The following is a 12,732-nucleotide window of genomic DNA, read 5'->3' as shown; positions in this document are numbered from 1 at the left end:
GGAACCGGTTGTCGGACAGGTAAACAGCAAAGTTTGTTTAGTCGATGTAGGGGAATGGCCGGCGCGCTTCATGGTTAGGCGTGTTTATTCGGTCAGGCCGTGTTTAAGCGTGCCGAGACCAAGTAGCGGTCCTACAAACGGCACTCTGAAACGGGAGATTTCCGACGGGCTCTGTCGGTTGCGGATGAGCTGTTCAGTCAGCCTTGTGTTGCGGCTGATGGCCCCATCGCGAGCAGGCTCACTCCCACATTGGATCTATGGCGTGAAACAAATCCATTGTGGGAGCGGGCTTGCTCGCGATGGGGGCGACGCGATCTCAAGGCTGCCAGTAATTTTTCTCCCCGCTCAATTTGCGATCGAGAAAACTTGCTGCACTGATCAATGCCAGATGCGTCAAAGCTTGCGGCGTATTTCCCAGATGCCGCGCCTGGCTGTCGAACTCTTCGGCATACAAGCCCAGCGGGTTGGCATACCTGAGCAAGTGTTCGAACTCCAGATGCGCCTTTTCCACGCGACCCGCGCGAGCCAGGCATTCGACGTACCAGAATGAACACGCGGCGAAGGCGCCTTCCGTGCCGTCGAGGCCGTCGATCTGGCTGTCATCGTTGCGATAGCGATAGACCATGCCGTCACGCACCAGGTTTTTTTCGATCGCATCGAGGGTCGCGAGCCAGCGCGGATCCTTGGCGCTGACGAAGCGCACCAGCGGCATCAGCAACATCGAACCGTCCAGCGCAGTACCGCCGATGTGCTGGACGAAATGCCCGCGTTCTTCATTCCAGAAGTTTTCCCAGATGTCGGCGTAGATGGCCTGGCGGGTCTGGTCCCAGCGGGCGAACGGGGCGGGCAGCGAGCGTTTCGAAGCGAGGCGAATGGCCCGGTCCAGAGCGACCCAGCACATCAGCCGCGAATGCAGAAAATGATGCTGCTCGCCGCGCATTTCCCAGATGCCCACGTCCTGTTGCTGCCAGGTTTCACACACCTGATCCACGATTTCTATCGCGTGTTTCCAACCCTCGTGGGAGATGGCGTCGCCGTACTTGTTGACCAGGTACACCGCGTCCATCAACTCGCCGAAGATATCGAGCTGGACCTGATCGTAAGCCTGGTTGCCGATCCGCACCGGCTTCGCGCCGCCATGGCCGGACAGGTGCGACAGTTCGGTTTCCGGCAGTTCCTGGCGGCCGTCGATGGCATAGAGGATGTTGAGTTTCTTGGAGTTGCCGTGGCAGTCGCTGACCCGGCCGCGCATCCATTTCATGTAGGCGTTGGCCTCGTCGACATAACCCAGGCGCATGAAGGCGTAGACGGTGAACGAGGCGTCGCGGATCCAGGTGTAGCGGTAGTCCCAGTTGCGTTCGCCGCCCGGGGATTCCGGCAAGCCGAATGTGGCGGCGGCGAGGATCGCCCCGTGTTTGCGTGAGGTCAGCAGCTTCAGCGCCAGGGCCGAGCGGTTGACCATTTCTCGCCAGCGGCCACGGTAGCTGGATCGGCCGGTCCAGTCGCGCCAGAATTTCATTGTGCGCTCCATGCACAGCGCGGCGGCGCCTTCCTTGAAGCGCGGATCGTCGAGTCCGCCGAGCAGGAACTCGGCGCACTGGTCTTGTTTAAGGGTGAACTCTGCCACCGCCGCGTTGCCGTCAATCTGCACAAGCTGATCCGAGGCGAGCCGCATGGACGGCTGGCCGTCGGCCTCGAAGATCACGTCCTGTTCATCCAGACGGGCGCGGGTGTTGGCGCGGGCGTAGTCATGACGCACCGCGCAGCGCATGCGAAACGTTGCCTGGCCGCTGACCACACGAACACGGCGCATCAGCATCGGCAGATCATCTTCGCTATCGCCGATGGGGAGCAGGTCGGTGATTTCGACCACGGCGCGCTCGCTGAGCCAACGGGTTTGCAGCACGTTGGTGTCGGGCAGGTAAATCTGCTCGCGACGCGCATCAGGCAAGTCCGGTGACAACTGAAAAATCCCGGCTTCGGGTGTGTCCAGCAGTGAGCAGAAAATCGACGGACTGTCGAACTCCGGCCAGCAGAAAAAATCCACGCTGCCCCGGTCATTGACCAGTGCTGCGCTGCGCATGTCGCCGATGATGCCGTGGGCGTCGATGGCACTTTGTCGTTCGGGATGATGATCAGCCATTGCCGCGGAACTCCGGATAGAGGCTCATGCCGCCGTCGATGAACAGTGTGGTGCCGACGATGTAGTCGGAGGCATCGGAGGCGAGAAAAACCACCGCATTGGCGACGTCCTCGACATCACCAACCCGGCCATAAGGGATAAGTTTGAGCAATTCCTGCTCGGCCGCGCCTTCGGTGGCGGCGCGATTGATTGGAGTGCGAATCGCCCCCGGTGCAATGCCGTTGATGCGGATGCGCTGGTGGCTGACTTCCTGGGCGAGGGTTTGCATCAACATGTCGACGCCGCCCTTGGAGGCCGCGTAGTTGACGTGTCCAGCCCAGGGAATGCGTTGATGCACCGAGCTCATGTGGATGATTTTCCCGGCGGCCCGGGACACGCCTTCACGAACACCCTGGCGATTGAAAATGCGCAGGGCGGCGCGGGCGCAGAGGAATTGTCCGGTGAGGTTGACGCTGATCACCTGGTTCCAGTCGGCGAGGCTCATGTCCACGGCAGGTGCGTCTTTTTGCATACCCGAGTTGGCCACCAGAATGTCCAGCGAACCGAAGGCTTCGACGGTGTGCGCGAACAAGCGTTCGACCTCTTCTTCTTTTGAAACATCAGCGCCAATGGCGATCGCTCGACCGCCTTCAGCGATGATCTGCCGGGCCAGTGCTTCGGCGGGTTCAGCCTCGGAATTGTAATTGAGCACCACCGCGGCACCAGCATCGGCCAGGGCCTTGGCGCAGCCTGCGCCGATGCCGGAGCTGGCACCGGTCACCAGGGCGACTTGTTGCTTGAGGGAAATCTGCATCAGCGTTGGCGCCTTGAAGTGAGGGCTTATTTAGCTGACTGGCGAGTGATGGCGAGAGTTCACGTCGAACCATGAAAGTTTCGTCAGTTGATTGTTCCCCGCAGGATCTACAGCTGCTGGCGGGGCAAGCTGCCGCAGTGGCTCAATGGCGCGATCCGGGCTTTATCCTGAACCCTTCCTGAAGAACCCTTCAATTCCCCGATCCGACGCCTTGGCATCGTTTACTCTCTGGAAATCGGGGCGTAAGCTTCGCGCGTTTTCATCCATTACGGAGACCCACAGTGGGTACTTGTTCGAGTGACAGTAGTCGGCCGGTTTCGATAACCGGCACCTTCCCGGCAAGATAACGCGCCACCTGTGTGCCGTTGTCTCGCCTGATAGCGAGCAGCGGCCTCCCGATCGCAGCCAGTCCTGGCCTGCGTCCCGATGCCCCTCTCATCGATGCTGAACCGTGTGTGGTGATCGACTTAGCCGTCGACATCGCAGCGACTCGACACGCCTGCTCGACGGTTTCCTGGCCGACCCTGGGGGAGCTGCCATGAACCTGACCCTGCTCAAGGAATTCTTTGCCGGATTCCTGCGCACCCGCCACATCGCCCGGCATTTTCGTCGCCTGGCGCTGCTGGAAAACTTCACCGACACCACGGTCAGCCGCGAGGTGCCGCCGACCCTCGCGCAAACCCTGGTCCGCGCCGCCAATAGCGACACGGGCCAACTGCTGGAAAACCTCGGCAGCCATACCGACGGCCTGAGCGAACTCGAAGCCGACACCCTGCGCGAGCAGTTCGGCCTCAACGAGGTCGAGCACGAGCAACCGCTGCCGTGGTGGACTCATTTGTGGCACTGCTACAAAAACCCCTTCAACCTGCTGCTGACCTTGCTGGCGGTCATCTCCTGGCTGACCGAGGACATGAAGGCCGCCATCGTGATTTTCTCGATGGTAGTGCTCTCGACCTTATTGCGCTTCTGGCAGGAAACCAAATCCAACCAGGCCGCCGACGCCCTCAAGGCGATGGTCAGCAACACCGCCACGGTGCTGCGCCGGGATGCGTTGCGCAGCGAAGTGCCAATCAAGCTATTGGTCCCGGGGGATCTGATTGTCTTGTCGGCCGGCGACATGATTCCTGCCGATTGCCGGGTGCTCAGCGCCAAGGACCTGTTCGTCAGCCAGGCGGCGATGACCGGTGAATCGATGCCGGTGGAAAAATTCCGTCACCAGCAGAACGGTGACACGCACAATCCACTGGACCTGGACAACATTCTGTTCATGGGCACCAACGTGGTATCCGGCACGGCCATCGCGGTGATTCTGACCACCGGCAACAACACCTATTTCGGCGCCCTGGCGCAACGGGTTGGCGCCACGGATCGTGCACCGACTTCCTTCCAGACCGGGGTCAACAAAGTCAGCTGGCTGCTGATTCGCTTCATGTTTGTCATGGCGCCATTGGTGCTGTTCATCAACGGTTTCACCAAGGGTGACTGGACCGAAGCGCTGCTGTTTGCGTTGTCGATTGCCGTGGGCCTGACCCCGGAAATGCTGCCGATGATCGTGACCTCGACCCTGGCCAAGGGCGCGGTGTTCCTGTCGCGCAAAAAGGTCATCGTCAAGCGCCTCGACGCGATCCAGAACTTCGGCGCCATGGACGTGCTGTGCACCGACAAGACCGGCACCCTGACCCAGGACAAGATCTTTCTGGCGCGCAACGTCGATGTCTGGGGCAACGACTCCGATGACGTGCTGGAAATGGCGTACCTCAACAGCTACTACCAGACCGGCCTGAAAAACCTGCTGGACGTGGCGGTGCTCGAACACGTGGAAATCCATCGTGAGCTGAAAGTCGGCACCGCGTTTCACAAGGTCGATGAAATTCCGTTCGACTTCACCCGCCGACGCATGTCGGTGGTGGTCGCCGAGCGTAATCAACCGCACCTGCTGATCTGCAAAGGTGCGGTGGAAGAAGTGCTGGCGGTGTGCACCCGGGTACGCCATGGCGAAGCCGACGAAGCACTGACCGATGAACTGCTGGCACGCATTCGTCAGGTCACTGCAGCGTTCAACGCCGAGGGTTTGCGGGTGGTGGCCGTGGCCGCGCGGTCGATGATCGAAGGTGGGGAGACTTACAGCCTGGCGGATGAACAGGCACTGACGCTGATTGGTTATGTAGCGTTCCTTGATCCGCCCAAAGAAAGCACAGCGCCGGCGCTCAAGGCCCTGGCTGCTCACGGAGTGGCGGTCAAAGTGCTGACCGGCGATAACGAACTGGTGACTGCCAAGATCTGCCGGGAAGTCGGCCTGGAGCAACAAGGCCTGCTGATGGGCAACGACATCGAGCGCATGAGCGATGCAGAGTTGGCGGTGGCGGTCGAGACCACCAACGTTTTCGCCAAACTCACGCCGTCACACAAGGAACGCATCGTGCGCCTGCTCAAGGGCAACGGTCATGTGGTCGGTTTCATGGGTGACGGCATCAACGACGCCCCGGCCCTGCGCACCGCCGATATCGGCATTTCGGTGGACAGCGCCGTGGACATCGCCAAGGAAGCGGCGGACATCATCCTGCTGGAAAAGAGCCTGATGGTACTGGAGGAGGGCGTGCTGGAAGGGCGCCGGACCTTCGCCAACATGCTCAAGTACATCAAGATGACCGCCAGTTCCAACTTCGGCAACGTGTTCTCGGTGTTGGTGGCCAGCGCGTTCATTCCGTTCCTGCCAATGCTGCCGATGCACCTGCTGGTGCAAAACCTGCTCTACGATATTTCGCAAATCGCCATCCCGTTCGATAACGTCGATGACGAAATGCTCAAGCAACCACAACGCTGGCAGCCGGCGGATGTCGGACGCTTCATGCTGTTTTTCGGCCCGATCAGCTCGATTTTCGACATCACCACGTTTGCCTTGATGTGGTACGTGTTCGACGCCAAAACTCCGGATCACCAGACCCTGTTCCAGTCCGGCTGGTTCGTGGTCGGGTTGCTGACCCAGACGTTGATCGTGCACATGATCCGCACGCCGAAAATCCCGTTCCTGCAAAGCCGCGCAGCCACGCCGCTGCTGGTGATGACCGGGGTCATTATGGCGGTGGGCATTTTCCTGCCGATGGGACCGCTGGCGCATTACTTCAAACTGCAGGCACTGCCGTCGCTGTACTTTGTGTTCCTGCCGGTGATTCTGCTGGCTTACATGGGGCTGACCCAGGCCGTGAAGGGGTTCTACATTCGTCGGTTCGGTTGGCAGTAACGGCGGTGGCCACGGACTTTTAGGAAAAGTCCTACAGAAACCTTCGTGCATCTCCCGTAGCCTCCTGCGCCTCCAACATCCGCCATATCCAGGGAGGCTACGATGCCGAACAAAGCGCTGCGTATCCTGATCGCCGACGAGCAGCATTTCCACCGGATGAAAATCGAGCGGTTGTTCAACCAGCTCGGCTATTACCGGGTGGCGCCGGTGCAGGGCCTTGCGCCCATGTTGTGCCTGGTCGAGTACGGTTGCGAACCGTTCGACCTGGTGGTCGTCAATGCCTCGCTGGTCTGCGGCGAACTGGATGTGCTCGGCTACTTCCTCGATAACCGGCAGGTGCGCAACGCACTGATTTTCGACGGTCAGCGGGCGCAGTTGCCGCCGACCCCGGCGGGTGGAACGCAAAGGGTTCAGGTGAGCCACGCACCTTTGCCTGATCTGACGTATATCCAGCGGCTGATGACGATGATTGATCCGCCGCTGAGCGAAGACCAATACCCTTGGCTGAGCGTGCGATCTGCGCAGACTGTCGGTTGAGTCGCCATTACCGTTTGTCGCCACTGTCATTTCTTACAGGTAGATTCCTGCTTTCGCCCATGCAAGAGTCTTGGCGCAGCCGTTGCGTCTGCCCCGTCTTTGTCAGGCGGGCATTCGTCGAGTCTTTGCGCAGGGAGTTGCCATGAAGTCAGTGCTGATTGCCGAAGATCATCCTGTGGTTCGCGCTGCTGTGACGCTTGTACTCGAGAAGGAAGGTTTCAAGCGGATTCATGAAGCGGCCAGCGTTGGCGAGGCGTTGTCGATTTTGCGTGAGCATACGGTCGATCTGGTCATCCTCGATCTGGTCATGCCCGGCGGAAACGGACTGGATGTGCTGGAGCGAATCAAAAGCAACCAATGGAAGTGTGTGGTGCTGGTATTCACCTCCCTGGATCCGCTGTTCTTTCAAGAACGCTGCATGCGCGCCGGGGCCTTGGCGTACGTCTCCAAGACCAACAACTTGGGTCAATTGCACAAAGCCGTTCAAGCAGTCGATGCCGGGTACACCTATTTCGCGCAGCTGCCCGCCGGGTCGCTGGATACGGTGCAACAAAGCGAAAGACAGATGATCGACAATCTTTCCAACCGAAAATTGACCATTCTGCAATACCTGGCCCGGGGGGTTAAAAACAAGGAAATTGCCGAACTCATGCACTTGAGCCACAAGACCGTCAGCACCTACAAGACCCGTCTGATCGAGAAACTGCGGTTGAATTCGGCGGTGCATCTGCGCGACTTCGCCATACGCAATCACCTGATCTGAGTGCGCCGACCGTGCGTTTTCTGCTGCTGTTTCTGATGTTTTGCCTCGTGACCCCGGCGTCGGTCACCATCGCTGACGAGCCCATGCAACTGCACTTGCTGGGGCGTTCGACCGCAGAGGGCTACCAAGTCACGCTGGATGAAAAGGACCGGCAATGGCTGCGCGACAAGCGGGTGTTGCGCCTTGGGGTGACCGGGCCGGACTACCCTCCGTTCGAGGTGACGCGCAATCACGATGAACTCGAAGGCATCACCGCCGATTACGCCGCGCTGGTGGCACAACTGCTGAACGTGCAAATCGAGGTGCTGCGCTATGTCACGCGTGAAGCGGCCATGGAGGCGCTCAAGTACGGCGAGCTGGATCTGCTCGGCACCTCGAACAACTTCGAAGCGGCCGACCCCGACCTGATCCTGTCCAGCGCCTACGCAGAAGATCAGCCCATGCTGGTCACCCGGCTGGATGAGCACCTGCCCGAGGACCTGGCGGGAAAGCGCATTGCCATGGCCGATGACTATCTGCAGGCGCAAACCGTTGAATCGTTCTATCCCGAGGCGGGCCTGCATCGGTATCCGTCGGCGCTCGATGCGCTCGGGGCGGTGGCGTATGGGCAGGATGACGTCTACCTCGGTGACCTCATCAGCGCCAATTACCTGATCAACAACAACTACCTCAATTACATACACCTGGTGGCACCGTCCGGCCTTGACGCCAATCCGTTCGGCTTCGCATTGGCGCGGGACAACCTGGCGCTCAAGGGCGTCATCGACAAGGCACTGGCGGCGATCCCGATGGATCAGCGCTCGCTTATCGAACAACGCTGGAGTGCCGGCCAGGCGAAGGTCATGGGTCAGCAGCGAGTGAGTCTGAGTGAGAGTGAGCAGCGTTGGCTGGATCGGCACCCGAAGGTGAACGTGGGCGTGGTCGAAAACTTTGCGCCGTTGACGTTCTTCGATACCAAGGGGCGATTCAGCGGGTTGACGGCGCAATTGCTGACGTTGATCAGTCAGCGCAGCGGTTTGAACTTCAACGTGCTGCGCGGACAATCCCTGGACCAGCAGGTCCAGCGACTCAGGACCGGCGAGGTCGACGTCTTGCCCGCCATCATCCCCACGACCGAAGGCATAGCCAAACTGCACTTCACCAGAGCCTATATGGTCACCCCGTATGCCTTGGCGAGTATGGTCACCCCGGGTAGCCCCAAGAGGCTGGAGGATCTGAGCGGCAAACGCCTGGCGATTTATCACAGTCATCCGCTGCGCGCTTTTATTCAGACTCGCGTCCCCGGCGTGCGGATGGTGGATGTGCAAAGTCCGGCCGAGGGCCTGGATCTGGTCAATAAAGGGCAGGCCGATGCTGCGCTCAGCTCGTTGTTCATGACCCGCTACCTGATTGCCCGGTATTACCAGGGTCGCTTACAAATCAGCAGTACCGTGGGCGTTGAACCGGCGCGCATCAGCTTGGCCACCGGTCCGGATGCACGGGAGTTGCAGTCGATTCTGAACAAGGCATTGCTGAGCATTTCGCCCGAGGAAATGGACACGCTGGTGGCCCGCTGGAGCAATGATGTGGTGGTCGAAGACAGCTATTGGCTGCGTCACCGCCAAAGTATTTTGCAGGCGTTTGCTGCGGCAGGGGCTGCGTTGATGCTGGCGCTGGGGTGGATCGCCTGGCAGCGTCGGCAGATCCGTCAGCGACAACAATGGTTGCAGCAATTGCAGGAGGCCAAGGACGCGGCAGACGATGCCAATCGGGCGAAAACCACCTTCCTGGCGACCATGAGCCATGAAATCCGCACCCCGATGAATGCCCTGCTCGGCATGCTTGAAATGGCCGACAAACACGCGCAAGAGGGCGTCGTCGACCGTTTTTCCATTGACGTCGCGTCGACCGCAGCACAGCAGTTGCTGGCGTTGATCGGCGATATCCTCGACATCGCGCGCATCGAATCCGGGCATTTGTCCCTGACGCCCGAACGGGTCAATCTTCACGCATTGGTGACGTCGGTCTGCCGGGTGTTCGAAGGGCTGGCCCGGGAGAAAAATTTGTTATGGCGGGTCGATCTGGACCCCGCCAGTGACCGTGATGTGCTGATCGATCCCACGCGCTTGAAGCAGGTGCTGTCCAACCTGTTGAGCAACGCGATCAAGTTTACCCGTGAAGGCGAGGTGGGTCTGACGCTGCGGGTGGTGCCTGGTTTGTCGGGGCATCTGACGCTCGACATGCGCATAAAGGACAGCGGCATTGGCATCAGCAACGCTGATCAACAGCGCTTGTTCAGTCCTTTCGTTCAGGTGGGAAATCTTCAGCCGTCGGGTTGCAAAGGTTCGGGGCTGGGGCTGGTCATCAGTCGCACGCTGTGCGAAATGATGGGCGGGCGACTGACGCTGCGTAGCGTCCTGGGTCGGGGTTCGGAGGTCGAGATCAGTTTGTCGCCGGTTGCCTTGAAACCGTTGCCAGCCTGCGAATCGGAGGATCGCACAGTACAAAAAAACACACGTCTGCTGACGATTCTGGTGGTGGACGATTACCCGGCCAATCGGCAATTGCTTTCCAGTCAGCTCGTTTATCTCGGGCATCGCGTGATGGAGGCCAAGGAGGGGGAACAGGCACTCGAGCTGTGGCGAACCCACGCCTTTGATGTGGTCATCACCGACTGCAATATGCCGCAGTTGAGCGGTTATGAATTGACCGGCGCGATCCGTGATGAAGAACGTGCTCAAGGCGTGCCGCGCACACTGATTCTGGGCTTCACCGCCAATGCCCAACCTGAAGAAAAAGTCCGTTGCCTTGAAGCTGGGATGGACGACTGCCTGTTCAAGCCGATCCGGCTGGCGGACCTGGACAGGTGGCTTGCCGAGCGGTTTGTCGAGACATCGAGCGCACGTCCCTCGGCGTCGGAAATCGACTTGAGCGGGCTGGAATCCTACATCGGTGCTGACCGCACGCAGATCGATCGATTGTTACGCAAGCTGGCGGAGTCCAACCGCGAGGACCGCGAGAATCTGCTACACGCGCAGGCCAACGATAATCTGCCAGCGTTGAAAGACCTCGCGCACCGTATCAAGGGCGGTGCGCGCATCGTCGGCGCCCGGCATCTGATCGAAGCGTGCGAGCAACTGGAGCGTGCCTGCGCCTTGGCCAGCGCAGCGTTGATCAACGAAGCCGTCGATCGGTTGCAGCGTGCCATGCAACGTCTCGATCAGAGCCTGGAGCAGGGCTGACGCTTAATCCCAGTGCGGCGCGATGCCTTTGGGGCTGGTCAATCGCTGGCTGCGATCAAGACCTGCGATCAACGCCATGTCGGCCTCGCTCAACGTCAGGCCGCAGGCTTGTAGATTGCTTTGCAGGTTTGTGCGTTTGGTCGAAGAGGGGATCACCGCATAACCCAGTTGCATGGCCCAGGCCAGCGTGACTTGGGCCGGGGTGGCCTGAAGGCGCTCGGCGATCTGTTGAATGACCGGGTCTTTGAGCACTTCGCCGTAGGCCAGGGTCATGTACGAGGTGATCTGGATGCCCTGGCTTTGCGCAAATTTGACGACCTTGCGGTTTTGCAGGTACGGGTGCAATTCGATCTGGTTGGTGGCGATGTTGTCGGCACCGACGGCGGCGATGGCCTGTTTCATCAGGTCGATGGTGAAGTTGGACACGCCGATCTGACGGGTCAGACCCAGTCGTTTCGCTTCAAGCAAAGCGCCCATGAATTCTTCGACCGGCACTTGATCTTCCGGGGACGGCCAGTGGATCAGCGTCAGGTCCAGGTAGTCGGTTTGCAGTTTGCGCAAGCTTTCCTTGAGGCTGTCGATCAGCCGATCCTTGGCAAAGTTGGCGACCCAGATTTTGCTGGTGATGAACAACTCTTCACGAGGGATGCCGCTGGCAGCGATGGCCTCGCCGACCTCGGCTTCGTTCTCGTAGATTTGCGCGGTGTCGATGGCCCGGTAACCAAGCGCCAGGCCGGTGCTCACCGAATCGATGACCACCTGGCCTTGCAAGCGAAAGGTACCAAGACCGAATGCGGGAATAGACATCAATGACTCCAGGGGTTGCAGTGAGAATGGGCAGGAGTATCCCCGGCCGCCGCCCCGGGAAAAACCGCTGGTTGGGCAAAGCACTGTTGACCGCAAGTCATGAATCGCTGGGGGGCTCGGGTGATTGGAGGTGTCTGGTCTCCAACCATCGTTCTCCAGATAGAACGCTTAAGCCGATTTTTGCTGTCTAGTGCGTTAATGGGTTCGGTTTTAAGCTGTGTCCATCGCGTCAAACAACGAATTTGGAGGCAGGATGAAAAACATCATCGGTATCTATACCAGCCCGCGGACTCATTGGGTCGGCGACGGCTTCCCGGTTCGCACGCTGTTTTCCTACGACAACCTGGGCAAACACATCAGCCCGTTCTTGCTGCTCGACCATGCGGGTCCTGCTGAATTCACCCCGACCACCGAACGTCGTGGCGTCGGCCAGCACCCGCACCGCGGTTTCGAAACCGTGACCATCGTCTACAAGGGCGAGCTGGAACACCGCGATTCAACCGGCAGCGGCGGCAAGATTGGTCCGGGCGATGTGCAATGGATGACTGCCGCGTCGGGGATCATTCATGAGGAGTTCCACTCTGAAGGCTTCGCCAAAAGTGGCGGAACCCTGGAAATGGTCCAGCTGTGGGTCAACCTGCCGGCCAAGGACAAAATGGCCGATGCCGGTTACCAGACGATTCTCGATGGCGACATCCCGAGCCTGCCGCTCAAGGACAACGCCGGCAGCCTGCGCTTGATCGCTGGCGAGTTCGACGGTCATACCGGCCCGGCGCGCACCTTTACCCCGGTCGATGTCTGGGACCTGCGCCTCAACGGCGGCAAGTTGTTGACCCTCGATCTGCATGAAGGTCGTAACACGGCACTTGTTGTGTTGCGTGGCACGGTTCAGGTCAACGGCCAGGAGCTGGTGCGTCAAGGGCAACTGGCGTTGTTCGAACGCAACGGGCATCAGCTGAGTCTGGAAGCCAACGACGATGCCGTGGTGTTGCTGCTCAGCGGCGAGCCGATTGACGAGCCGATCGTGGGTCACGGCCCGTTTGTGATGAACAGCGAGCAGGAAATCCACCAGGCGTTTGCCGACTTTCAGTCGGGCCGGTTCGGTCGGATGAGCGGTTGATTTGATCCCGGACTACCGCAACCTGATGACCCGCTATAACACCCTCACCAATAGCCAATAACGGCTGACGACACACATCCCCTGTGGGAGCGAGCCTGCTCGCGATA

General features: G+C 59.8%; 8 protein-coding genes. 5 read left to right on the top strand and 3 right to left on the bottom strand.

Going from position 1 to position 12,732, the window contains the following annotated elements:
- Window positions 1-316 precede the first annotated feature (316 nt).
- Both K5K95_RS32105 and K5K95_RS32100 read right to left on the bottom strand, forming a co-directional pair.
- Window positions 317-2,143, bottom strand: a complete 1,827-nt coding sequence (locus K5K95_RS32105; RefSeq protein ID WP_222587784.1) for a glycoside hydrolase family 15 protein — start codon at window positions 2,141-2,143, stop codon at window positions 317-319.
- Window positions 2,136-2,936: a glucose 1-dehydrogenase gene (locus K5K95_RS32100; protein ID WP_222587783.1), complete on the bottom strand. Its 801-nt coding sequence runs from the start codon at window positions 2,934-2,936 to the stop codon at window positions 2,136-2,138. Before K5K95_RS32100 ends, K5K95_RS32105 begins: the two co-directional genes overlap by 8 nt.
- 538 nt (window positions 2,937-3,474) lie before the next feature.
- On the opposite strand from K5K95_RS32100, the gene mgtA reads away from it, so the two are divergent.
- From mgtA to K5K95_RS32080, 4 genes are all read left to right on the top strand, one after another.
- Entirely contained in the window at window positions 3,475-6,177 is a 2,703-nt protein-coding gene (gene mgtA / locus K5K95_RS32095) for a magnesium-translocating P-type ATPase (protein WP_222587782.1), read from the top strand.
- 102 nt (window positions 6,178-6,279) lie between these two features.
- The gene (locus K5K95_RS32090; protein ID WP_222587781.1) at window positions 6,280-6,714 is read left to right on the top strand and encodes a response regulator; all 435 of its coding nucleotides are present in this window, start codon (window positions 6,280-6,282) and stop codon (window positions 6,712-6,714) included.
- A 142-nt stretch (window positions 6,715-6,856) separates the two neighbouring features.
- The gene (locus K5K95_RS32085; RefSeq protein ID WP_222587780.1) at window positions 6,857-7,477 is read left to right on the top strand and encodes a response regulator transcription factor; all 621 of its coding nucleotides are present in this window, start codon (window positions 6,857-6,859) and stop codon (window positions 7,475-7,477) included.
- Window positions 7,478-7,512: 35 nt separating this feature from the next.
- Window positions 7,513-10,698, top strand: a complete 3,186-nt coding sequence (locus K5K95_RS32080) for a response regulator (RefSeq protein ID WP_222590491.1) — start codon at window positions 7,513-7,515, stop codon at window positions 10,696-10,698.
- A gap of 3 nt (window positions 10,699-10,701) precedes the next feature.
- On the opposite strand, the gene dkgB is transcribed toward K5K95_RS32080, so the two are convergent.
- Complete coding sequence (gene dkgB / locus K5K95_RS32075; RefSeq protein ID WP_222587779.1) at window positions 10,702-11,505, bottom strand: 2,5-didehydrogluconate reductase DkgB; 804 nt, start codon at window positions 11,503-11,505, stop codon at window positions 10,702-10,704.
- A gap of 253 nt (window positions 11,506-11,758) precedes the next feature.
- Between dkgB and K5K95_RS32070 the strand changes: the two genes are divergently transcribed.
- Complete coding sequence (locus tag K5K95_RS32070; protein WP_222587778.1) at window positions 11,759-12,625, top strand: pirin family protein; 867 nt, start codon at window positions 11,759-11,761, stop codon at window positions 12,623-12,625.
- The last annotated feature ends 107 nt before the right edge of the window (window positions 12,626-12,732 follow it).

Source organism: Pseudomonas sp. DR48, assembly GCF_019823085.1.
In the GTDB taxonomy this organism is placed as follows: domain Bacteria; phylum Pseudomonadota; class Gammaproteobacteria; order Pseudomonadales; family Pseudomonadaceae; genus Aquipseudomonas.
This window is presented reverse-complemented; position numbering and strand designations above follow the sequence as displayed.